Here is a 20160-nt window from a genome sequence, read left to right as displayed (position 1 = left end):
TTTTAATCAATATAAAAAACATTCTCGTAGAAAATCAAAATCATAATAATTATGTTAAATATCACTGGGTTTTACTAAATTTAGGCAAGATAGTCTGACCAATGTAAACCTCCTGCAAGATTTTTACTTGGTTGGACTTCTGCCTTTAAAATTAAAATAAACTACTTGCCAGTTTTTTTAAGGATACAATTTCCTCATCTTCCTGTCTGATTTTTTTATCGATTACACGTAGCATTGTATCATTCCAAACATGCTGAGAGAAGAAATTGTGCTTGGTATTTGCCAACTCAATTTCATCATCTACTACGGTGTCTTCAAGAAATTTTGTTACAATGATGTCTGTTATCTTTAAAATTCTGGAATTTAATTTAAAACTACGGAAAATAGGCTCTAGTTTTCTAATATCTCCTTTGTAGTCTCCTTTTGATTCAAGAATTTTCTTATGGAGTATTCTAAAGTATACTGCAACAAAAAATAATGTTGCATATCTTTTTGTTTTATGACCTCCTTGTTTTCCATACTTCAATGATTTTTTGGCAAATTCTTTGACAAGATAAGGATATAGTAAAAGTCGGTAATCGTCTTTTAGATTGTCATTGAAAATATCGTCATATTTACTTCCTCTTGGAAGAAACTGAGCTGGTGAACTATAGGCTTCTGTTGGTCTTTGTTCAATTCCCGCAACTAGTGATTGAATTGCATCTTTGGCAACAATAACTTTTTTATGATTATCTGGAAGATAATTATTATAAATTAAATCACCTTCATATTCACATTGTTTGGATTTTGATTTACTATCGAAAGAACCTGCTTGAATTTCATAAAAATAACCGCAATTCCTCAATTGTGATTTAATTGATTTATGAAAATCCATTAAAGAAACAAGATCTTTTCCTCTAACTGAATTTTGAGAATTTCTATATTTTGTAATGTTATTTTGTTCTTGCTCATCATCTGCTTTGATAATGGTGACTGTCATGGATCCGTCCATATTTTTTGTTCTCTTTGAATGATCAAGAATTGAATTTGATGTCTGAGCTCCATTAACTATTTGAGGCGCATGAAGTTCAATCAGATTATCTCCTAATTCTGTAAAATCACTGACGACAATCGTAATTCCATTATTATAAAAAAAGAATTTGTTTGGATTACTTTGTAATGTTTCTCTTAATCCTTTGTTAACTGTAGTCTTAAATTGCATCCATTGTCTAATGTTTGATTCAAAAACATAATCTCTGCTTTTACTTACAAATTCCGTTAATTCTCGTAATTTTAGAATTCCTAGAATGGTATTTTCATGCCTAAGCATTCTTTCTAGTTTTATTGATGATTTTTTTCCTGCTGCTGGTTTTTTGATTCGATCCCATAATTTTTGAATAATTTTTTCTTCATCAATAATTTCAATTATTTCATCTTTATAGTCTACTTTCTGATCAGTTACATAGCAGCACTTTATCTTTAGATTTTTTTCTTTAATTTTTGTAACAAGCTGAGCTAATTCTGGCCGCATTTTTGTAACGTCTTTTGCTAGTAATCTTTTTGCATCTTCTTTGAATTTTGCAATTGCTTCTAATGAGTGAGATGTTCCATATTTTGATTGAAATAATCTAATTGTGTTATCTGAAAAATCTACTGGTAGGTATGCATCTATTCCTAGATCGTTTGCTCCATCCACAATTGCATCAGCTGCATCATCTTCTGTAGCCTCAAAAACTCTTGTTAAAACCCATTGAAGAAAATTATTTCCTTTTTCAACATCGCTTTTAGAATTTTCAGCATACTCGTGAATACTACCTCTGATATTTTCAGAAAATCCTTCTAGGGGAGGACTAGAATTCTTTTGTACTAATAGTGTGTGAGAGCCTGGAATATATTCCAACAATCCATTTTCGTTTTGAGCCAATCGAAATATCTGGAATGTTATATATTTAGAGAATTAGGTAATTATGTAATAACTCTGTTTTGGATGTGATGTGTTTTGATAAAAAAAATTATTACTTTGAGCACAATTGGTACGGCATTGTTTATTATTCTGGCGCTATCCTTAACAAATAATTCTGAAAATAAAACAACAGAAACAGATGATTTGATTATTCAAGGTGATATTATAATGCCTACAAAAGTTTCCCGTCCAGGATGTGAAGTACAAGATATCTGTTACATTCCATCTTCAATTGTTACTCAAAAAGGGAAACCAGTTACATGGGTAAATCAAGATTCTGCATTTCATAGTGTAACTTCTGGCTTTTATGAAGAGCCTACAGATCTTTTTGATAGTGGTCATTTAGATCCATTTGAATCCTATTCTGTCACATTTGATGAATCAGGAACATATGATTATTTTTGCACTCTTCATCCTTGGATGAAGGGTCAAGTGATTGTAGAATAAGGTACCCGAGGGAGTCGAACCCCCTTGTATAAGCTTTGCAGGCTCACGCATAACCGTTCTGCCAGAGTACCGTTTTAAAAAACACAAAATGAATAATTAAACTCTTTAGATTAGAATTTGTTAAATGGTTTAGACGCCAACTTTACATCTTCACCTTTTACTGTTTTTCTACCTGCATGAGAAGCCATATCTACTGCACTTTTTGCAATACTGTCTGCAACCTCTTCAATCACTCTTCTCAATTCATCAGCTGATTCATCACTAACTCTTTCAGCACCAGCTTTTTTCAAAATTCTATACATTGCAGATAATCCAAGTTCTGATGATCTCATGAAATCTGTTTTAATTTTTTCCGAAAAAAGATAATGAGTGAAAAAATATCACCAAGGAATCGATTTATACAGACTATTTTAAGAATTGATAAAGAAATGACATGGTATATTGATTCCCACATACATTTGTCTGATCCTGCATATGCCTCTGATATGGAATTTATTTTAAAGGAAATGGAGTATTTACAAATTAAAGCATGTTGTGTATCTATGGATGGTAAAAATTCATTACAAACTCTCAAATTAGCAAAAGAAAGTGATCTTGTTTTACCTTTTATTGGAATTCATCCAGAATGTGCCAATGACAATCTTGAAAATATGGTTGCTTTGATAGAAGATAACCATACGCATCTTTCAGGAATTGGAGAAATTGGATTAGATCCAACATATGTACAAAATCCTGATGATTCTAAAAGACAACAACATGTTTTTGAAACATTATTGTCTTATGGGGAAAAATTTAACAAACCAGTTTCGATCCATTCAAGAAAAAGCCTTGATGATATTTTTGAAATTATGACATCATACAGTACTAAACATGCATTACTTCACTGGTTTGATGGTAGTAAAAAACAGCTACAAAAAGCAATGGATATGGGATTTTTTGTATCTTATGGTCCAGTGATGGTTTACGCAAATGATAAACAAACTTTAGTTTCCGTTACAGATGAATCAAAAATTCTTGTTGAAACTGATGGGCCTGTAAAATTTTCTAGATGTTTTGAAATGAAATCTGGACAAATCACCTTTATCCCTAGTGTGATCTTTTGTGCCTCAAAAATTCTAGGAAAAACGTTTGACGAAATGGCTTTTTCACTAGAAAAAAATACAAATTCATTCCTTGGAATATAGGTATAAAATACCCCCATTCATAAATTGAATATTGGATAGAATCAAGCGTCTTTCATACGAGGTTTTAGTAGATCATAAATCCAAATTTGGTGAAGACTTTGCTAATAACAAAAAAGCCCTTGATCAAATTTCTATTATTCGTTCTAAAGGGTTGAAAAACGAAATTGCTGGATATATTACAAAATTCATTAAAAAAGAAATTCGCGAAGAAAAATTCAAACAGTCTAGAATCGAATCTTCACGAATTGAAGAACAACGAAATGAAGAAAATCAAGTAAATATACCTGAAACTGTTACCGAAGCAACCCCTGAAACTGTTACCGAAGCAACCCCTGAAACTGTTACCGAAGCAACCCCTGAAACTGTTACCGAAGCAACCCCTGAAACTGTTACCGAAGCAACACCTGTTGAAGAGAAAACAGAATAGAAAATTAAATATTATTTTTATATTTTCAATTAGATTAGAATGATTACTGTAAAACTAGTAGGTGGTGCAAAAAAATCTTTTTTGACAGAAAACTTACAAATTGATAAATCTGATATTTCTATTAAAGAATTATTGAAACTATTGTTAGAACTCAAACCTGTTGATTCTCCAAAATTGGATATTGAAAATATCTTAATTGCGATAAATGGTGTGGATTCATCTGCCATGGATGGTGCATCTACAATAATAAAAAATAATGATCTAGTAAGTATAATCCCAGTTATTCACGGAGGTGCATCGAAAAAAATAACTTTTAAAATATCTTCAAAACAAATTCAAATAATTGAAATAAAAGGTCAATCATCAATAGATGTAAAATTTATTGATGATTTAAGAAAAAAGTATCCAAAAATTCAGCTTCAAGCTGTTTCAAGTATTTTTATTATGAATTTATATCATTTGAAAAAAATCCTATCATTATCTTTTGAATCTAAAAAAAATAATATTTTGCTTTCAAATAAACTTGAAATAGATATTTTGATGCGTTTTGCATTGACAAAACAAATATCTGATGCAATATTATCCGTTGGAATAAAACCTAAATCAAATTTTATCCTGATAGCTATTGGAAATAAAAAATTTCTGAATTCTTTGTATGGTGATTTGATGCCTATATCTGTAAATTTATTTGTTAAGAAAAATGATTCTTTTCTCAAAAAATATTTTAAAATTTCTCAAAAACAATTAGATATTGTTTATTCTAAAAATCCTTTAGAAGATATTTTAATAGAAAAAGCTGCAATTCTAGTCTGACATACTACGCTTAGTTTTTTCAACACTTAGTATATCTGATTTTTTTAATATAGACACTCCTGTCTTATTTCCTAGTATCTCAATTAAAATAATTTTATCTGGAAATTCAAGTGATACTTTATTTTTTATTTTATCTGCAATTTTTGAAATAATTTCTTGACTGGATATGTCTGAATTTCTTTTTTCTATTGAAATTCTATATGTTTCATTATCCAAAATCTGATTTGAATTTTCAGAGACTATTTTTTCAATTTCCTCAATTTTAGTGTCAACAATATTCTGAATAGGGATAATTCTTAAGCAATATCTAATACTCCAAGGCTCATCTAGAAGCATTTCTTTCATTTTTTTTACTACATCAACAGGATCTAGCTTTGTTTCGGCAGTCAAAATCCCTGACATATTAGTAATTATGATATCTGCCTCTGAGTCTCCAAATTCGTCTAAAATATCTCTTAATTCATCTTCAGTTTCTGGTTCGAGATGTCTAGCACATGTAATTATCAAATTCATACTTCTAAAATTTCCTCTCTAGTCAAAGAACCTTCTCTAAGAATTTTGAATTCTTCATTTTCTATTTCAATTATAGTTGATTCTGCTTTACTTGTAATTGTTCCTCCATCAACAAAAATATCATAATTTTTTATATTTCTAAAACATTCATCAGGATTTGTAAATGATGTATGCCCTGAAATATTTGCACTTGTACCTATTAGAAAATTACATTCTCTTAATATTTCTAAAGTACATTTATGATTTGGTACTCTGATAGCAATTTTTTCATTTAAGAATAATGATTTTTTTAAATCATCATCGATTAATTTTAAAATTACTGTAAGTGGTCCTGGCCAAAATTTTTTAACAATTTTTTTTGTATATTCATCAATAGATACAATTTTTTCTGCAATCTCTGTTGAGTAGGTTAAAACAGGTAATGGTTTAGAAATATCTCTAGATTTTATGTCATAAATTTTTTTTACTCCTTCATTACTGTATGGATTACATCCTATTCCATAAACAGTATCGGTTGGATAAACTACAATTCCTCCATTATTGATAATTTCTAAAGCTTTTTGAATTCCTTCTTTATCACATGTTACTTTCATATTTGATTCTATTTTTTTTGTTTAATTATCATTACTTTTGCATATATTTTTAATAGTATGGTGATTTTTTTTGAGATATGTCTACTCCTTCTGATTACGAAGACACAGAATTTGAAGATGACTTTGATGATGAATTTGATGAAGTATAAGACTAGATATTTAACCCAAAATTATCTGCAAAATTTGTAAATGTGTTATATGCTTGGAGAAATTCTCTACCTGTTGGACTAATCCTGTATTTGTTTGAACCTTGTGTATCTACTTGTTCTAAAAGTCCTTGCGATACTAGGGTTTTTAGAATTCTTGAAATTCTTGAATGTGAAATATTTGCTTTTCTAATAAGATATGTTACTGTTGCTCCATCCTCATCTTGTAAATCATCTCTAGTTGTTGATAAAATATCGCCAATAATTTTCATATGTGTTCTATACTCTGCCATTTCCTCAATAGAATATTTTTCTAATTTCTATGAGAGTGCGTTGATATTTTCCAGTATACTAAAAAGACAAAAGAATTTGACAATTTTTTAATTCGTGATTTTTTGAGCCTATATTCAAATTATTCAAAATCATCATCAAATTTTATCTTAGTTAATGGCACTTTACTCACTGGAATGAATAGTGCTATTAATCCTCCAATTTTGATTGTCATCGACGCTGTGTATAATATTGATTCTGGAAATACAAAAGAATACCATCCTAAAAATTCCCCCAATGCTAAAAGCCCCAAACCGACAGCAACAGAAATAGCTCCCTTATTCTTATTTTCAAAATATGATAGCATTGTTTCAATCGCACCATATGCTAACAAAATAAATGAAACAGATCTGAAAATATGTTCTAATTGAACTGAGGATACTAAGAATAATGGTAAAATTCCAACTGATCTAAAATAACTTGATTTTGGAAAAAATGATTTTATGCTATGGGAAAATGCAATGAAAAAATAACCTACTGTTTGAATTGCAATTCCTAATGTTTGCACCCATCTTTCTATGCTTCCAGATTGTATCACAAAGTCTTCTATTATGTATCCCATCCATATGACAAAAAATCCTAAACTAATTGATAAAAATGCAATTGATAATCTAAATAGAGTTGGACTTCCAGTATTTCTAAATCCTATAATGGACATTACTCCGATTGCTAATCCTACCAAAAATCCTACAAGATTAAGTATATTTTCTAATAAAAATTCCAATGATGTTTAGAAACTCTTAGAACTAATTATTTTAATCTGATGAATGATTTCACCATGTTGTTAATCCCATTCATCCAATGAACCTGCAGTGTGACCTTCTGTACTTCCTGTATAATCTCCAAGAATATCTGAATATTTTGATTCGTTATGTGCCACAAATTTAACATATTCTCCATAACTCATATCAAAATCACATGAACCACATTTTACCTCAGAAAAATCCATTGCCAATTCTGCATCTTCTTTACATTTAGGGCATTTTATCTTCATAATGCCATATCGTCTTTGTTAACTATTATTACTTTAGATTCGAAAAAAGATAAAAGGAGTTCAATATTGATAATTTCTATGAGTCGTATCTGTACTAAATGTAAAAATTCCATTCCTGATACTGAACAACTAGGTGTTGTAGCTGAGAAATATCCCACATGTAACAAATGTTGGGCTGAATGGAAAGAATATCAAATTATGGTAATGAATGAAATGAAATTAGATATGTCCATGCTTGATCATAGGAAATTATTGAAAAAACATGAGAAGATCTTTGTAGGTGTATTATCTCCTGAAGGGGAAGTTATAGATTACACAAATGAAGATAATAGAAAACCTGATGAGCCTGCAGGCATCTAAAATTTCAAGTGTTTTTTAGCATTATCTGGTATAATTAACAAAACCCTTCTTTTTGAATCCTCATCCAAATCGTTAATTATTTTTTTTATGGTATTTGCAAGAATTATTTTTTCGTTTTCTTCTAATGTTAAAAATACTTCTAAAATACCATCTAAATTAAACTCAATTAATTTTTGAGGCGATTTTGAAACTTCTATGATATAAGCTGAAAATAACCCTTCTCTTTGTTCTTCTGAAAGTGTGGTTAAAATTTTAAGCCATGTTCGAAAAAGCTTTGAAAAATTAGGAAATGGAATTGTTGGACCTGCTTCTAATGCATTGTTTATCACTTCTTTTTGCTCTGATTCTGGTAAAGTAAAAAATTCCATCATTCTTTTTTTAAGAATTGGATTTCTTAGAAAATCTGGAAGATTAGCTAAATTGATTATGATGTTTCCCGCAAAATTTTCTCCAACCATCGATCTAAACCATCTATTGCGGAATATAAAATCATGTGATAATACTTTAGCTTAAATAAACGAAATAGAAATTGCATAATATGACATCAACTGTAGTTGTTGGAGGATTTTTTGGTGATGAAGGTAAGGGGAAAATTATTTCATATTTGGCAATAAAAGATAATCCTACAATAATAGTTCGTGGTGGAGCTGGTCCAAATGCTGGTCATACAATTCGAGATGGTGATAAAGTGTATAAAGTAAGAATGCTTCCAAGTGGTTTTTTGAATAAAAATGCAAGAGTGATGATTGGGCCTGGAGTTGTAATTAACCCTGAAGTTCTCAAAAAAGAAATTAATGATTTTGAAGTTTCCGGACGTGCATTTATTGATAAACATTGTGGAATTATTGAGGAAACTCATCTGTTAAGGGATTCTAAAGGAGAATTAAAAGAAAAAATTGGTAGTACTGGTTCTGGTACAGGCCCTGCTAATGCTGATAGAGCAATGAGAATTTTAAAACTTGCAAAAGATTTTGATTCACTATCTTCTCTCATCACTGATGTACCTCTAGAAATTAACAATGCATTATCTAAAAATGAACATGTTTTAGTAGAGGGCACTCAGGGAACTTTCCTTTCTTTATGGCATGGAACTTATCCATTTGTAACATCAAAGGATGTAACTGCTTCTGGAATTTGTGCTGATATTGGCCTTGGACCTACAAAGGTAGATGAAGTAATTGTTGTTTTCAAATCATATGTTACTCGTGTAGGTACAGGTCCTCTTGAAAAAGAATTATCTCTTGAAGAAGCAGAAAAAAAAGGATGGTCTGAGTTTGGTACTGTTACAGGTCGACAAAGACGAGCTGCAGATTTTGATTTTGATTTAGCTAGGCGTGCAATCATGCTTAATGGTGCAACACAAATTTCTATCACAAAATTAGATGTTCTCTTTTCAGATTGTGCAGGAAAAACTTCCTATGATGAATTGTCTGATGATGCAAAATTATTCATAAAAAATATTGAGACTGAATTAAACACGCCTGTTACAATTATTGGTACAGGTCCGGCTGTTAATGATGTGATTGATAGAAGAAGCTAGGCTCCAAAATTTAGGATAAGTTTAATTTGATAATCTACAACAAACATCTGTGGATAAATTACAAACAACTACAATTGATAAATTACCACGTTACATTCAAGTATATTCCACTTTAGAATTTACCAGGCTCGTTTGTGCACTTGAGCGTGCACCACGTGTATCATTTTTACATGATCATTTTGGAAAAAAAATACTATCTGTACAAATGGATATTCTAAAAGATAAACCAATTGTATATTATACTCCATTAGAACATAATGGACATTATCTTTGTTATGGGCTTAAAGGTGGGAAGGAAGAATCTGAAATTGTAGATACAACTTCTGATGCAAGTAAACTTTATTCTCCAATTGTGAGAATTAAATCACTTCCAAAATCTTTACAGCCTGGAAATGGTACTCTTGATAGATATCAGCCCATTGAATTAGAAGATATGTCTAGTCTTGCAAAACTTACTTGGGGTTTTGAAGAGACACCGTTTCCTCTATTCTTATTTCCATGTAATGATAAGTGGCTGATTGGAGTTTTTATGAATTTCAATGATGAAGGCACCTCTTATTTCTGTCATGTGGTGTTGGATTCTGATCCTCAAAAACCATTTCTAAAATTTTCAACTAGTAATGGAATATTGCCTACCTTTGTAGAAAATCCTTCTGAACACGGTTACTCATATATCAAAATTATAAAATTAAAAGACACACATCCGTTAGTTGATTATGGCCACCTTCAAAACTAGACTTTCCAAGATCGCAAAAACCAATGGAAAAGTAATTCTTGCAAATGATTATGATTATTCTATAAAAAATTTAGAATCTAAAACCATTCAAAATATACAAAAACTACACCCATATCTATGTGGAATCAAGTTGAATTTTCATTTGCTTTTACCTCTTGGTTCTAAAGAGATTCTCAAAATCAATAAAACAGCTCATAGATATGGTTTACAAACAATTGCTGATATCAAACTAAACGATATTGGCAATACAAACCGTGTTACAACCGAACATCTTTGGAATCTGGGATTTGATGCTGTAATTGCCAACCCCATAATGGGTCTTGATAGCTTAAAAAATCTAGTAAAATCATCACACAAAAATGAAAAAGGTGTTATTACTTTATGTCATATGAGTGCCCCTGAAGCAAAATTATCTTATGATATGGAGATCAAAATGGGAAAGAAACAACAACTTTACCAATTATTTTTGAATTGGGCTTTAACTGCAAAGGTTGATGGAATTGTTGTTGGTGCTACTTTTCCAAAAATTATACAATATTGCTCTAAAAAAGCTGGAAAAAATTTAAACATATTTTCTCCTGGAGTGGGTACTCAAGGAGGTAGTGCAAGTCAAGTAATTTCTTCTGGAACTGATTATTTGATTGTAGGTAGAACTATCCTGAATTCTAAAAACCCTGTAAATGTTGCAAAAGAATTACAACTACAAAGTTTTGGAAAGTAACATTTGAGCTCTTGTTAAAACTGTTTTAGCGTTTTCAAATGTTGTTTTTTCCATGGCTGTGTTATAATCCATCCATGTAAAGTTTTGATGTTCGTGAGAAATTTCAACCTCTTTAGTTTTTGTTTCACCCAAGAAAAATACAACTTTTTTATGAATTAATTCTCCTTGATATTGAAAATTATATTCAATCCATTCTTCAAAGTTTTCTACAAATGAAATATCTGTTATTCCTGTTTCTTCTTTTGTTTCTCTAATTGCAGTTTGATGCGTTGTTTCATCTTTTTCCATTTTGCCTTTGACAAAATCCCAATGCCCTGATGGATAATGTAATAATAAAAATAAATTTTTTGAATCTTCTTTTCTAAATATTACAATTCCTGCTGATGTTTCTTCAATCATTTTCCTAATCTCCTTTTTCTTTCTTGATAAGTTCTAATGGCCCTCATCAAATCAATTTTTCTAAACTCTGGCCAAAAAATATCCATAAACACTAATTCACTATATGCACTTTGCCACATAAGAAACCCACTTAATCTTTGTTCTCCTGATGTTCTTAATATCATGTCTGGAGATGATTGTGGTAAATGTGATGTATATAGATTTGATTCAATTTCTTTTTTATTAATGTCCTGTACTTTCAATGATCCATCTTTAATTTTTTCTCCTATTTTTTTAACTGCATCTAATAATTCGTATTGTCCTCCATAAGCTAATGCAATATTTAGAAAATGTTTATCATAGTTTTTTGTAGCATCATCTAATTTTTTTAGAATTTCTTTAATAGATTCTGGAAGTAGTTCAATTCTACCAATTCCCTTAACTCTCATTTTACATCTATGAATTCTAGGATCATTGTATAATTTTTCTAGTCTCATACGAATTAATTCATAAAGGTATTCTAATTCATCGTCCTTTCTATTCAAATTCTCTGCTGATAATGCATATAGTGTTACAATCTTAATGTTAAATTCTTCACACCAGTCAAGAAGATTTTCAACTGCATCTGCTCCTTTCCAATGACCTTTTTTTGGCATTGTTAGATGCCTTTTAGCCCACCTTCGATTACCATCTAAAATTAATGCAACGTGATTTGGAATATCTCCATTCTGGATTTCTTTTTCCAATCTTTTACCATAAATCTTGTATAGTCCCGATAATTGAAAAACCACTTCTTTTATTTTACTAATGTCTGACCACCTCCATTTTTCAAGCGATTGAAGATATCAGTGTTATTCAGAAATTTGACTTTAAAGATACTAGATATGTAAATTTAGTCTGAAATCATCTCTTGATCTTTATGTTTTCTATATTTTTTAAAGAGAATAGTGGCTGATACCAAAGTAGCTGCCAATCCACCCAACAAAGGTGGAATCAAGGTAAATGAATTTTCATCATAAATCATTATGTTGGTAAATTGTGCTACTGTGGGATACAGTGCAATTAGAACAATTATTCTCAAACTATCACTAATTTGTCTTGGAATTCCACCAATCCAATTACTAAGTAAAGTTCCAGCAAAAATTGCTCCAAGGCCAATCCATAAAATTGGAAGTGCCCCTGCAACAAATTGTCCAATAATCATTTTGTCTGTAATCTTTGAAATTATTTGTGTATCTGCTTCAATTAACTCTAAATCAACTGCACTTATCCCTGCAGGAATTGATGAAAGTATCAGTAGTATTCCAGCAACCATTGTAAACATTCTGATAAAACCCATTGGAGTTGGTTTAGACCAATTTGATAATGCTCTATCAATATCAAATGCTCTGATTAAAAATGCTCCTCCCAAAATACTTACAAGAACTGCAAATATCTCTGCAGTATATCCAAACGCAGTTGCAATCCCGCCAATTAACAAAAGAATTCCAGGAACTCCTAAAAAGAATTTTGAATATTTTGAATCATATGCCAGCATTTTTAGATATTTTCCAAAAACTGCATAAGAATACTCTACACTTCTACTTACTTTCATAACAACACGTTGGACAGATACAACCGGTAGAACATTTTGAATTACAGGAATTACACTCTCATCATCTTCACCATCAGAAACAATTACTGCGCCATTAGCAGCAAAATTTTCTAAAACCTTTCTTGTCTCAGATAGAATTTTTTCATCTGCTTGAACTCCTCTATCTTTTACTCCTGCAACAGTAATTACTTCAACTTGATATCCTTTACTGATTAAATCTTCATATGTTTTGATAGCTGCGAAAATTGAATTTGAATCTGCATCTTCAGGATCTTCCAATGCTAATCTTTGGGCTGCTTCTATGCATGCATCTCTACCTATAACTGGCGTAGAAATCCCTGCTTTTTCTCCTACATCGTTATCTCTGTCAATACAAATTACTAGTAATCTATTTGCTGAAGATGCATTAACATCTTTTTCAACTTTATCTGACTGCTGAGACATTCATTTTCTATTACAGAATTACTTTTTAACGATTTCCAACTACTATGAATAGTAAAACTGGGTTTTGAGCCTAGTTGGGTCTTTGCATTTCAGAATTTTTTACATGTTCTAAAGATTCATTTTTCATTAAATCGATTTTTTCTATGACTTTATCCAATTCTGCATCTGTATTTCCTTTTTCAATTAAATTTGCTAATACCTTTGTTTCGCCAATATACGAATTAAATTTCTTCAATGCCTCCATATAGCTAATGTAGCTATTTTGCCATGCTTCTGGAGGTTTTGATGTAACAAATTCACTTATTTGAGAAGTTACCTGTGATGATGTTACATCAGCTATTACAATATAGTCTTGTGGGGAGATCTCACCATTGCGAAGATTTTGATACTCTATTTCCATTGATTCTTGTAATATTTCATGGATATTTTTTACCCCATCAAGATAGTTTTTGTAATCTGACACTATGAAAGTTGTTTCGTCTTCTTGTGGAACCAACCAAAACAAAAAACTTGCACCTGTAATTGCCGCTAAAATTATGGCAGTTGTAACAATTCCTTTTTTTGATGCCATTTCGTACTTTTATCTTCAAGGTGTTTATAATTGGTAATATTTTAAATAATTCTGATTTACATCCAAACGTTTGAAAAAAAATGATATTTCGATAAATTTAACATAATTTTTTTATAAATTTGTTACATTCTATCAATTTTTCAATAATTTTCTCTTTTTGATGCCTAAAAAAATTTACGCGTATCTAGTCTATAGTTAAATAAATTTCACAGCCTCTTCCTAAATACCCGGAAGATTGACAAATTTTAGAATGGTTCAAGCATATTGCGTAAAATGCAGAGCAAAAAGGGATATCAAAGATCCCAAAGAAACTAAACTAAAGAATGGACGTCCTGCTGTAAAAGGTACATGTCCTACTTGTGGAACTAATGTATTCCGTATTGGTGCAATGCCAAAAGAATAACTTCTAACAAAAGTCCACACGATTTCTCTTTTTCAAAACCCATATAGGGTCCAGCATTCATAATTTTTTAGTGACTAAAGCAGAATATGAGGGTCTACTGAAACGTATTCAGGATAAACTGGGAGATAACAATGAAGATTCCTCAACTAGATTTGAACTTCCTATTGTTGATGTTATGTGGGAAGGACAAAAAACTTTTCTGCGTAATTTTTCAGAATTCCCAAAAGTTCTTCGAAGAGATCCTGATAAAGTTCTTCAATATCTATCCAAAGAATTTGCTGTTCCTGCAGAAAGGTTAGGTGATAAAGCAATGTTTGTAGGAAGACGAGCTCCTGATGATTTCACAAGATTATTTCAAATTTATGTAAAAGATTATCTTGAATGTCCAACATGTAAAAGTCCTGATACTAAAATCCTTAAAGAAAATCGTATCTCATTTTTAATTTGTGAAGCATGTGGTGCAAAATCTACTTTGAAGGGTAAATATGCGTAATGCAGTTTTCAGTACGTGTAACTGAATATCAAAAAAATATGATGCTAAATATCTGTGATGCTGAATTATTAGGTAAAAAAATCACTCAAGATGAATTAAACATCAACATAAGTGAGAGCTATTATGGTGAAAGATTTGTTGAGAAAGAAGAAGCAACAGATTTGCTGAAACAAGCATCCATCATTAACATGGTGGGAACAGAAACTATTTCTCTATCTATTAAACTTGGAGTAGGTTCTGAAAATGGAGTTAAAACAATTTCTGGAATTCCATTTCTAATTGTTTTTAACATGTAATATCTTGATTAATTTGATTTTTAATTCTAATGTTGTTTATGATAAAAGAAATCCATTTTATCTAGTATCTTCCACAAAACATATTGCCAAATGATATAAATTCTGATGATATAATGTCTGATGATTTACTTTTTGATGATTTGAGTCGAAAGATAGAATCTAAAATTGATAATAAATTAATTTTCAAATCAAAACGGGGAGGTTTGAAGGATGGTTTTAAAAAAGGTAAAGTCATCAATGAGGTTTTGGATAAACCTACTGTGATGACTTTATACAAAATGATCACAGATCATATCATTTCATATGTTAATGGCGCAATCAGTGCTGGAAAAGAATCTGTAGTCTTTTGGGGAGTTGAAAACGATGATGTTGATGTTGCTCTAAAAATTTACCTAGTTAGTACTTCGAATTTCAAAAAGCGGGAACCATACATTTTAGGTGATCCTAGATTCTCTCATATCAAAAAAGGTACAAAAAACCTGGTTCATCTATGGGCTAGAAAGGAATTTCGTAACTTAACTCAATGCTATGAGGCTGGAATTCCAGTTCCTAGACCTCTTCATCTTACAAAAAATGTTCTTGTTATGGAGTTTATTGGTCAAGGTGGGGCTCCTGCAAAATCATTATTGACATCAGAAGTAGATGAAGGTGATTATATTCAAGCAATTTCTATCATAAAGGATCTTTACAATAAAGCAAAATTAGTACATGGAGATTTTTCTGAATATAATATTTTTAAAACAGACAAAGGATTAGTTGTTTTTGATCTAGGATCTGGAGTTGATCTACGACATCCTAATTCTCAAGAATTTCTTAAAAGAGATATTAATAACATTACAAAATTCTTTCATAAAAGAGGAATTTCTGTTGAAGATCCAGATGAATTGTTTGAGGAAATAACAAAATGAGTTTTGAAAAATTAATTCGTATTCCAAATGATCGAATCGCGGTTCTTATTGGAAAATCAGGTAGTGTAAAAACAAAAATTGAAACGATTTGTCATGTGTCTTTAGACATTGATGGTGAAACTGGTGAGGTTTTCATAAAAACTCAAGGCGATGTTGAAAAAATTCAACCTTTCAAAGCAATGGAAATTGTTACAGCTATTGGTAGGGGATTCTCACCTGAAAATGCATTGACTTTACTACAAGGTGAAAATGCATTACATGTAATTGATCTAAGAGAATTTGCAGGAAAGTCTAACGCAAATGTTGAAAGGATAAAAGGGAGGATCATTGGAGAAGGTGGTAGAGCTAGACGAAATATGGAAAATCTTAGTGGTACTCATATCTCAGTTTATGGAAAAACTGTTTCAATTATTGGTGATTCAAGTAAATTACGGTTAGCAGTTGATGCAATATCTTCTATTTCAAGTGGAAGTATGCATGGAGCTGTATATACTAAATTAGAAGCTGCAAATCGTAGAGACAAACAAGAAAAAATGAAATTATGGGAAGATCAAGATGTCTTTGATTAAGGAAAAATTCAATCAAATATCACCTAGTGAATTCTTTTATAGCAATCGTGACTTGGCAGGATTCAGTAATCCTACACGTTCACTCTATACAGCTGTTAGAGAATTTGTTGAAAATGCATTGGATGCCTGTGATCAAAAAGGAATTCTTCCTGATGTTCATTTAACAATAAAGGCTGTTGATCCTGAGAAGTCAGATCCTAAACCCTATATCTTAACTGTAAAAGATAACGGACCTGGAATAGATCCTGAGCATATCCCACTTGCGTTTGGAACTGTTTTGTATGGCTCTAAATTTGGATTAAAACAAGCTAGAGGTATGTTTGGACTAGGGGCAACCATGGCAATTTTGTATGGACAAATAACAACTAACAAACCTGTTACAGTGAAGAGTTCTGTAGATGGACAAACTCAAGATGAATTTGAATTATTACTTGACATTCAAAAAAATAAACCCGTAATTGTAAAACACAATACTAAACAAGTTTCCAAAAAAGGTCTTTCAGTAAGTATCTGTTTGGAAGGTGATTATTCAAAAGCAGGAAATAAAATTAGAGATTATGTTTATGAGACTTCTTTGATTACTCCATATGCTTCCATAACTTTCGATGATCCTAAAGGGGAAAAGTTCTCGCATCCGCGCTTTGTAAAAGACATTCCTCCACCCCCAACCATAATTCGACCTCATCCTCATGGAATTGATGTAGAACGAATTCGAAGAATGATAGTTGAATCACAATTTGAAATTCCCAATATTGATGATGCAATGATTGAAAAAGTTAGAAAAGATTTGGGTTTATCCGTAAAAAATCTAAGTTTTACTGCAATAATGGATAAAGCAAAGAAAAAATGGAAAACTCTTTCACGCCAAGTTAGAGTGGTGATTGCTTTGATGTCGTTTTTAAAAATGGATTTTGAAAAACTAAACAAAATAAAAATTGAAGATATTGATATGCCTAACAAAAAATTATTTTATTGGGATTTTGGAGATTCTCAATCAAAATCTGTAGATATGGATCCTGAAAGTCAGTATTTCAAACAATTAACTAATACTGTTCAAGGTGAACCTCTTACAACATTTTTGACTAAACGATTTCAAAGAATAGGACCAACTACTGCACTCAAATTTGCAGAATTTTCAGGATTTAAACCTGAAAAACGAATGGGAACAATGACCAATCAGGAGTTAGTAAATCTTAGTGATTCACTTCAAAAATTTGAAGATTTCCTTGCACCTGATCCTAGTTGTCTTGCACCTTTAGGTGAAGGGCCTCTAGAGAAAGGAATTCAAAAATTCTTTAATCCTGATTTTGCTGCTGTTGTTCAGCGCCCTGCATCTGCATATTCTGGATTTCCTTTCATTATTGAGATGGGAATTGCATATGGTGGTGATATTAAGACTGGCGGACCACATGTATACCGATATGCAAATAGAATTCCTTTACTTTATGATGAAGGAAGTGATGTAGTTCTAAAAGTTGTAAATGATACTGATTGGGGTAGATACAAGATTAAAGGTGATCCTCCTTTCATTATTGTATCACATATTTGTTCCACTAGAATTCCGTATAAAACTGCTGGAAAAGAAAATGTTGCAGATAGACCTGAAATAGAAAGAGAATTAAGATTGGGATTGCAATACTTGTCTAGAAAATTAGCAGCCTACATGTCTAAAAGAGGTCAAGCCGATATGGCAAAAAAGAGAGCAAACCTATATGCAAAATACATCCCATTGATTGCAGAGTTTTGTACAGAACTGGCTGGTAAGAAAAAAGAACCTGATTATAAGAAAGTATTAGAAATTGAAAGTATGGATGAAATTAAAAAACCAGTAGAGGAGGAAAATAATGTCGAAAACAAATAAAGAAAAAACAAAGATCAAAGAGCGAAGCAAGAAAGCTGATGCAAAACAAAAGAATATTCTTGAGATGCTCAAAAGCCATGGTGCAAAAATATATGATGAATTAGATAATGGTCAATTTCCAAAATTCTCTATTCCAAGTAGGTCTGTGAGTAATATTGTATATGACAAAAAATTAAGACAATACATTCTAGGAAGCAACGCAGCTATTAGGAGTTCTAGGAACTCTTCTCAATTAAGATCTTTCACACAATTGATGTGGCTTGCATTCTTTGCAAATAGACTTACCCAAGAAAAAAAATCATCTACATTAAGAGATGTCTATTATTCATCTCAAGCTTTCGCCATTGAATTTGAAGATCAATCCGAATCTGATAACATTATTGTTGATTTAGAAGCAGTTACTTCAAAACCACGAGAAGATTTTCACATATTCCCTGAGGAAAGAAGCTCCATCTTTGGTGATTTGAATATTGAATATACTATTCCTGGGTATGAAGGAAAAACTATGAATTTATCAAATCATCCAGATGGGTATTCTATTGGTCCTAGTTTGACTACTGCAGAATTAGTGGATACTAGTGCCGAAATTGTGATTGCTATTGAAAAAGGTGGTCTTTTTACTAGATTTGTTGAAGAACAGGTTGATAAAAAATTCAAATCAATTATAATCAATACTGGTGGTCAAGCCCCTCGTTCAACTAGAACTTTACTAAAAAGACTTCATGAAGAAATGAAGTTACCTGTAATTGTACTTACAGATGGTGATGTGTACGGAGAACATATTGCAATGGTCATAAAATCTGGTTCTGCAAATGCCGCACATCTCAGAGAACTAACTGTTCCTGATGCCAAATGGGTTGGTGTTTGGGCTACTGATATTGAAAAATACAAACTACCAACCATTCCAATGACTGAATCTGACATTAAGCGATGTTATGATTTACAAAAAGATCCTAGGTATGAAGATGGAATTTGGAAAAAAGAACTTGATGTCTTTTTAAGACTAAAAAGAAAAGCAGAATTGGAAGCTTTCTCAAAATATGGTCTTACAAATATTACTGAAAAATATCTACCACAAAAATTAGAATTAGCAAAAAGTCTTTAATTATTTTATTCTAAGTGTTAACACGCCATTTCTATATTTGAAATCAAATATTTGCATGTCATTTGCCCCTTCAATTGGAACTTCTTTAGAAAATCCTGCAGTTCCACGAATGTATAAAATTCCATCTACTAATCTCACTGCAATTTTATCTTCAGGACCTGGTACTTCTGCAACAAAAACAAATTCTCCCTCTCCTTTTATCAAATCATAAACCCAATTCTTTGTTTCTTGTTCTCTAGCTTGAGTGTATAGTGGTTTTTGATCCTTTGTCATTTTCTTCAAAACTTTAACCCAATAGAACATGGTTAATGCAGCAGCTCCAATTAAGATAAAACTCACAAAACCTGAATCAGCTCTTTGTGTCATAATATAGATAATTCCTAAAAACAGAATTACGATAATTGGAATAACAAAATTCAATGATTGTTCATTTGAATATGCTCCCTTATAACTAGCCAAACAGTAAAAATTTCACTTTACCAAATATAAAGTATCTTTGGTATTTGCGACAATACCTTCTAAAGAATTAACATATGTTAGAGCATGAATTAAAACAGCAAAACCCTTTTGACGATCTAATTATACTCCAAAATAGGTTCAAATTCTTCATGGAATTGAATTCTTTAGAATCAAGTTACATGCTTATTCTATAAAGTATTGGAGTTTAGAATTAATCATTCATCATGTTTTTATCCTCGAATATTAACTCACATTTGCTATGAGTTACTCTCAAAGAGTTCAAGAAGATGGTGTTAAAAACATCATTTCCAAGTCAGACTATAATTTTGAGGA

At 31.2% G+C, this 20160-nt stretch carries 28 protein-coding genes; 15 read left to right on the top strand and 13 right to left on the bottom strand.

The features are described 5' to 3' along the window. Positions 1-151 precede the first annotated feature (151 nt). Positions 152-1903 carry an AIPR family protein gene (locus tag ACW9W3_RS05250; protein ID WP_457765105.1) on the bottom strand — a complete coding sequence of 584 codons (1752 nt, stop codon included), beginning with the start codon at positions 1901-1903 and terminating at the stop codon, positions 152-154. Between the two features lie 75 nt (positions 1904-1978). Here ACW9W3_RS05250 and ACW9W3_RS05245 point away from each other — a divergent pair, with 75 nt between their 5' ends. Next, the gene (locus tag ACW9W3_RS05245; protein WP_457765104.1) at positions 1979-2389 is read left to right on the top strand and encodes a cupredoxin domain-containing protein; all 411 of its coding nucleotides are present in this window, start codon (positions 1979-1981) and stop codon (positions 2387-2389) included. A 110-nt stretch (positions 2390-2499) separates the two neighbouring features. Here the strand turns inward: ACW9W3_RS05245 and ACW9W3_RS05240 are convergent, their stop codons facing one another. After that, entirely contained in the window at positions 2500-2721 is a 222-nt protein-coding gene (locus ACW9W3_RS05240; RefSeq protein ID WP_048115227.1) for a histone family protein, read from the bottom strand. Between the two features lie 96 nt (positions 2722-2817). Between ACW9W3_RS05240 and ACW9W3_RS05235 the strand changes: the two genes are divergently transcribed. From ACW9W3_RS05235 to cgi121, 3 genes are read left to right on the top strand one after another with little or no spacing between them, the layout of a single operon-like run. Beyond that, positions 2818-3573: a TatD family hydrolase gene (locus tag ACW9W3_RS05235; protein WP_457765140.1), complete on the top strand. Its 756-nt coding sequence runs from the start codon at positions 2818-2820 to the stop codon at positions 3571-3573. Between the two features lie 31 nt (positions 3574-3604). Next, positions 3605-4000 (top strand): hypothetical protein, encoded by a 396-nt coding sequence (locus ACW9W3_RS05230; protein WP_457765103.1) that lies wholly within the window; start codon positions 3605-3607, stop codon positions 3998-4000. A gap of 39 nt (positions 4001-4039) precedes the next feature. Then, the gene (gene cgi121, locus ACW9W3_RS05225) at positions 4040-4813 is read left to right on the top strand and encodes a KEOPS complex subunit Cgi121 (RefSeq protein ID WP_457765102.1); all 774 of its coding nucleotides are present in this window, start codon (positions 4040-4042) and stop codon (positions 4811-4813) included. On the opposite strand, the gene ACW9W3_RS05220 is transcribed toward cgi121, so the two are convergent. From ACW9W3_RS05220 to ACW9W3_RS05200, 5 genes are all read right to left on the bottom strand, one after another. Further along, on the bottom strand, positions 4805-5326 hold the full coding sequence (locus ACW9W3_RS05220) for a THUMP domain-containing protein (RefSeq protein WP_457765101.1): 522 nt from the start codon (positions 5324-5326) through the stop codon (positions 4805-4807). The genes cgi121 and ACW9W3_RS05220 overlap by 9 nt on opposite strands. Then, positions 5323-5919 (bottom strand): L-threonylcarbamoyladenylate synthase, encoded by a 597-nt coding sequence (locus ACW9W3_RS05215; protein WP_457765100.1) that lies wholly within the window; start codon positions 5917-5919, stop codon positions 5323-5325. The genes ACW9W3_RS05220 and ACW9W3_RS05215 overlap by 4 nt, the downstream gene beginning before the upstream one ends. 151 nt (positions 5920-6070) lie before the next feature. After that, positions 6071-6358: a winged helix-turn-helix domain-containing protein gene (locus ACW9W3_RS05210; protein WP_048115240.1), complete on the bottom strand. Its 288-nt coding sequence runs from the start codon at positions 6356-6358 to the stop codon at positions 6071-6073. A gap of 119 nt (positions 6359-6477) precedes the next feature. Beyond that, positions 6478-7119 carry a hypothetical protein gene (locus tag ACW9W3_RS05205; RefSeq protein ID WP_457765099.1) on the bottom strand — a complete coding sequence of 214 codons (642 nt, stop codon included), beginning with the start codon at positions 7117-7119 and terminating at the stop codon, positions 6478-6480. Between the two features lie 60 nt (positions 7120-7179). Then, positions 7180-7389 carry a hypothetical protein gene (locus tag ACW9W3_RS05200; protein ID WP_457765098.1) on the bottom strand — a complete coding sequence of 70 codons (210 nt, stop codon included), beginning with the start codon at positions 7387-7389 and terminating at the stop codon, positions 7180-7182. Between the two features lie 78 nt (positions 7390-7467). On the opposite strand from ACW9W3_RS05200, the gene ACW9W3_RS05195 reads away from it, so the two are divergent. Then, entirely contained in the window at positions 7468-7749 is a 282-nt protein-coding gene (locus tag ACW9W3_RS05195) for a Fe(2+)-trafficking protein (protein ID WP_457765097.1), read from the top strand. Here ACW9W3_RS05195 and ACW9W3_RS05190 read toward each other — a convergent pair. Continuing rightward, positions 7746-8207: a hypothetical protein gene (locus ACW9W3_RS05190; protein WP_457765096.1), complete on the bottom strand. Its 462-nt coding sequence runs from the start codon at positions 8205-8207 to the stop codon at positions 7746-7748. The two genes, ACW9W3_RS05195 and ACW9W3_RS05190, sit on opposite strands and share 4 nt — an antisense overlap. An 80-nt stretch (positions 8208-8287) precedes the next feature. On the opposite strand from ACW9W3_RS05190, the gene ACW9W3_RS05185 reads away from it, so the two are divergent. Genes ACW9W3_RS05185 through pyrF form a run of 3 tightly spaced genes read left to right on the top strand, consistent with a single transcriptional unit; the run spans position 8288 to position 10746 of the window. Continuing rightward, the gene (locus tag ACW9W3_RS05185) at positions 8288-9289 is read left to right on the top strand and encodes an adenylosuccinate synthetase (protein ID WP_457765095.1); all 1002 of its coding nucleotides are present in this window, start codon (positions 8288-8290) and stop codon (positions 9287-9289) included. A gap of 49 nt (positions 9290-9338) precedes the next feature. Beyond that, positions 9339-10025: a hypothetical protein gene (locus ACW9W3_RS05180; RefSeq protein WP_457765094.1), complete on the top strand. Its 687-nt coding sequence runs from the start codon at positions 9339-9341 to the stop codon at positions 10023-10025. Then, a complete protein-coding gene (gene pyrF, locus ACW9W3_RS05175; protein ID WP_457765093.1) occupies positions 10006-10746 on the top strand; it encodes an orotidine-5'-phosphate decarboxylase in 741 nt (246 codons plus the stop codon). Before ACW9W3_RS05180 ends, pyrF begins: the two co-directional genes overlap by 20 nt. Here the strand turns inward: pyrF and ACW9W3_RS05170 are convergent. The 4 genes from ACW9W3_RS05170 to ACW9W3_RS05155 form a co-directional block, all read right to left on the bottom strand. Then, positions 10726-11145, bottom strand: a complete 420-nt coding sequence (locus ACW9W3_RS05170; protein ID WP_457765092.1) for a bis(5'-nucleosyl)-tetraphosphatase — start codon at positions 11143-11145, stop codon at positions 10726-10728. The two genes, pyrF and ACW9W3_RS05170, sit on opposite strands and share 21 nt — an antisense overlap. Beyond that, positions 11142-11870 (bottom strand): polyprenyl diphosphate synthase, encoded by a 729-nt coding sequence (gene uppS, locus ACW9W3_RS05165; protein ID WP_457765091.1) that lies wholly within the window; start codon positions 11868-11870, stop codon positions 11142-11144. Before uppS ends, ACW9W3_RS05170 begins: the two co-directional genes overlap by 4 nt. A 146-nt stretch (positions 11871-12016) precedes the next feature. Next, complete coding sequence (locus ACW9W3_RS05160) at positions 12017-13162, bottom strand: DUF373 family protein (RefSeq protein WP_457765090.1); 1146 nt, start codon at positions 13160-13162, stop codon at positions 12017-12019. 70 nt (positions 13163-13232) lie between these two features. Then, on the bottom strand, positions 13233-13733 hold the full coding sequence (locus tag ACW9W3_RS05155; RefSeq protein WP_457765089.1) for a hypothetical protein: 501 nt from the start codon (positions 13731-13733) through the stop codon (positions 13233-13235). A 250-nt stretch (positions 13734-13983) separates the two neighbouring features. On the opposite strand from ACW9W3_RS05155, the gene ACW9W3_RS05150 reads away from it, so the two are divergent. The 7 genes from ACW9W3_RS05150 to ACW9W3_RS05120 all read left to right on the top strand — a co-directional run bounded on the left by ACW9W3_RS05150 (position 13984) and on the right by ACW9W3_RS05120 (position 19368). Continuing rightward, entirely contained in the window at positions 13984-14136 is a 153-nt protein-coding gene (locus ACW9W3_RS05150; protein ID WP_048115260.1) for a DUF5679 domain-containing protein, read from the top strand. A gap of 70 nt (positions 14137-14206) precedes the next feature. Beyond that, complete coding sequence (locus ACW9W3_RS05145) at positions 14207-14629, top strand: translation initiation factor IF-2 (RefSeq protein WP_457765088.1); 423 nt, start codon at positions 14207-14209, stop codon at positions 14627-14629. Next, positions 14629-14925: a DUF424 domain-containing protein gene (locus ACW9W3_RS05140; RefSeq protein ID WP_457765087.1), complete on the top strand. Its 297-nt coding sequence runs from the start codon at positions 14629-14631 to the stop codon at positions 14923-14925. The genes ACW9W3_RS05145 and ACW9W3_RS05140 overlap by 1 nt, the downstream gene beginning before the upstream one ends. Positions 14926-15038: 113 nt before the next feature. After that, positions 15039-15833, top strand: coding sequence for a serine protein kinase RIO (locus tag ACW9W3_RS05135; protein ID WP_457765139.1), 795 nt, complete (start codon positions 15039-15041; stop codon positions 15831-15833). After that, positions 15830-16402: a KH domain-containing protein gene (locus ACW9W3_RS05130; RefSeq protein ID WP_457765086.1), complete on the top strand. Its 573-nt coding sequence runs from the start codon at positions 15830-15832 to the stop codon at positions 16400-16402. The genes ACW9W3_RS05135 and ACW9W3_RS05130 overlap by 4 nt, the downstream gene beginning before the upstream one ends. Then, positions 16389-18263 (top strand): DNA topoisomerase VI subunit B, encoded by a 1875-nt coding sequence (locus ACW9W3_RS05125; RefSeq protein WP_457765085.1) that lies wholly within the window; start codon positions 16389-16391, stop codon positions 18261-18263. The genes ACW9W3_RS05130 and ACW9W3_RS05125 overlap by 14 nt, the downstream gene beginning before the upstream one ends. Continuing rightward, complete coding sequence (locus ACW9W3_RS05120; RefSeq protein ID WP_457765084.1) at positions 18247-19368, top strand: DNA topoisomerase IV subunit A; 1122 nt, start codon at positions 18247-18249, stop codon at positions 19366-19368. Before ACW9W3_RS05125 ends, ACW9W3_RS05120 begins: the two co-directional genes overlap by 17 nt. Here ACW9W3_RS05120 and ACW9W3_RS05115 read toward each other — a convergent pair whose 3' ends face one another. After that, positions 19369-19827, bottom strand: coding sequence for an Hsp20/alpha crystallin family protein (locus tag ACW9W3_RS05115; protein WP_179371360.1), 459 nt, complete (start codon positions 19825-19827; stop codon positions 19369-19371). Positions 19828-20160 lie beyond the last annotated feature (333 nt).

It is taken from the genome of Candidatus Nitrosopumilus sp. bin_68KS, from assembly GCF_054095825.1.
The sequence above is the reverse complement of the archived record's forward strand: the minus strand, read 5'-3'. Positions and strand labels throughout refer to the sequence as shown.

What these genes read in the sequence shown, in the direction of transcription:
- ACW9W3_RS05125 (WP_457765085.1), top strand. Translation starts at nt 16,389, where the DNA reads ATGTCTTTGATTAAGGAAAAATTCAATCAAATATCACCTAGTGAATTC.
- ACW9W3_RS05150 (WP_048115260.1), top strand. Translation starts at nt 13,984, where the DNA reads ATGGTTCAAGCATATTGCGTAAAATGCAGAGCAAAAAGGGATATCAAA.
- pyrF (WP_457765093.1), top strand. Translation starts at nt 10,006, where the DNA reads ATGGCCACCTTCAAAACTAGACTTTCCAAGATCGCAAAAACCAATGGA.
- ACW9W3_RS05185 (WP_457765095.1), top strand. Translation starts at nt 8,288, where the DNA reads ATGACATCAACTGTAGTTGTTGGAGGATTTTTTGGTGATGAAGGTAAG.
- ACW9W3_RS05195 (WP_457765097.1), top strand. Translation starts at nt 7,468, where the DNA reads ATGAGTCGTATCTGTACTAAATGTAAAAATTCCATTCCTGATACTGAA.
- ACW9W3_RS05235 (WP_457765140.1), top strand. Translation starts at nt 2,818, where the DNA reads ATGACATGGTATATTGATTCCCACATACATTTGTCTGATCCTGCATAT.
- ACW9W3_RS05215 (WP_457765100.1), bottom strand. Translation starts at nt 5,919, where the DNA reads ATGAAAGTAACATGTGATAAAGAAGGAATTCAAAAAGCTTTAGAAATT.
- ACW9W3_RS05220 (WP_457765101.1), bottom strand. Translation starts at nt 5,326, where the DNA reads ATGAATTTGATAATTACATGTGCTAGACATCTCGAACCAGAAACTGAA.
- cgi121 (WP_457765102.1), top strand. Translation starts at nt 4,040, where the DNA reads ATGATTACTGTAAAACTAGTAGGTGGTGCAAAAAAATCTTTTTTGACA.
- ACW9W3_RS05135 (WP_457765139.1), top strand. Translation starts at nt 15,039, where the DNA reads ATGTCTGATGATTTACTTTTTGATGATTTGAGTCGAAAGATAGAATCT.
- ACW9W3_RS05160 (WP_457765090.1), bottom strand. Translation starts at nt 13,162, where the DNA reads ATGTCTCAGCAGTCAGATAAAGTTGAAAAAGATGTTAATGCATCTTCA.
- ACW9W3_RS05200 (WP_457765098.1), bottom strand. Translation starts at nt 7,389, where the DNA reads ATGAAGATAAAATGCCCTAAATGTAAAGAAGATGCAGAATTGGCAATG.
- ACW9W3_RS05170 (WP_457765092.1), bottom strand. Translation starts at nt 11,145, where the DNA reads ATGATTGAAGAAACATCAGCAGGAATTGTAATATTTAGAAAAGAAGAT.
- ACW9W3_RS05130 (WP_457765086.1), top strand. Translation starts at nt 15,830, where the DNA reads ATGAGTTTTGAAAAATTAATTCGTATTCCAAATGATCGAATCGCGGTT.
- ACW9W3_RS05190 (WP_457765096.1), bottom strand. Translation starts at nt 8,207, where the DNA reads ATGGTTGGAGAAAATTTTGCGGGAAACATCATAATCAATTTAGCTAAT.
- ACW9W3_RS05210 (WP_048115240.1), bottom strand. Translation starts at nt 6,358, where the DNA reads ATGGCAGAGTATAGAACACATATGAAAATTATTGGCGATATTTTATCA.
- ACW9W3_RS05140 (WP_457765087.1), top strand. Translation starts at nt 14,629, where the DNA reads ATGCAGTTTTCAGTACGTGTAACTGAATATCAAAAAAATATGATGCTA.
- ACW9W3_RS05240 (WP_048115227.1), bottom strand. Translation starts at nt 2,721, where the DNA reads ATGAGATCATCAGAACTTGGATTATCTGCAATGTATAGAATTTTGAAA.
- ACW9W3_RS05155 (WP_457765089.1), bottom strand. Translation starts at nt 13,733, where the DNA reads ATGGCATCAAAAAAAGGAATTGTTACAACTGCCATAATTTTAGCGGCA.
- ACW9W3_RS05120 (WP_457765084.1), top strand. Translation starts at nt 18,247, where the DNA reads ATGTCGAAAACAAATAAAGAAAAAACAAAGATCAAAGAGCGAAGCAAG.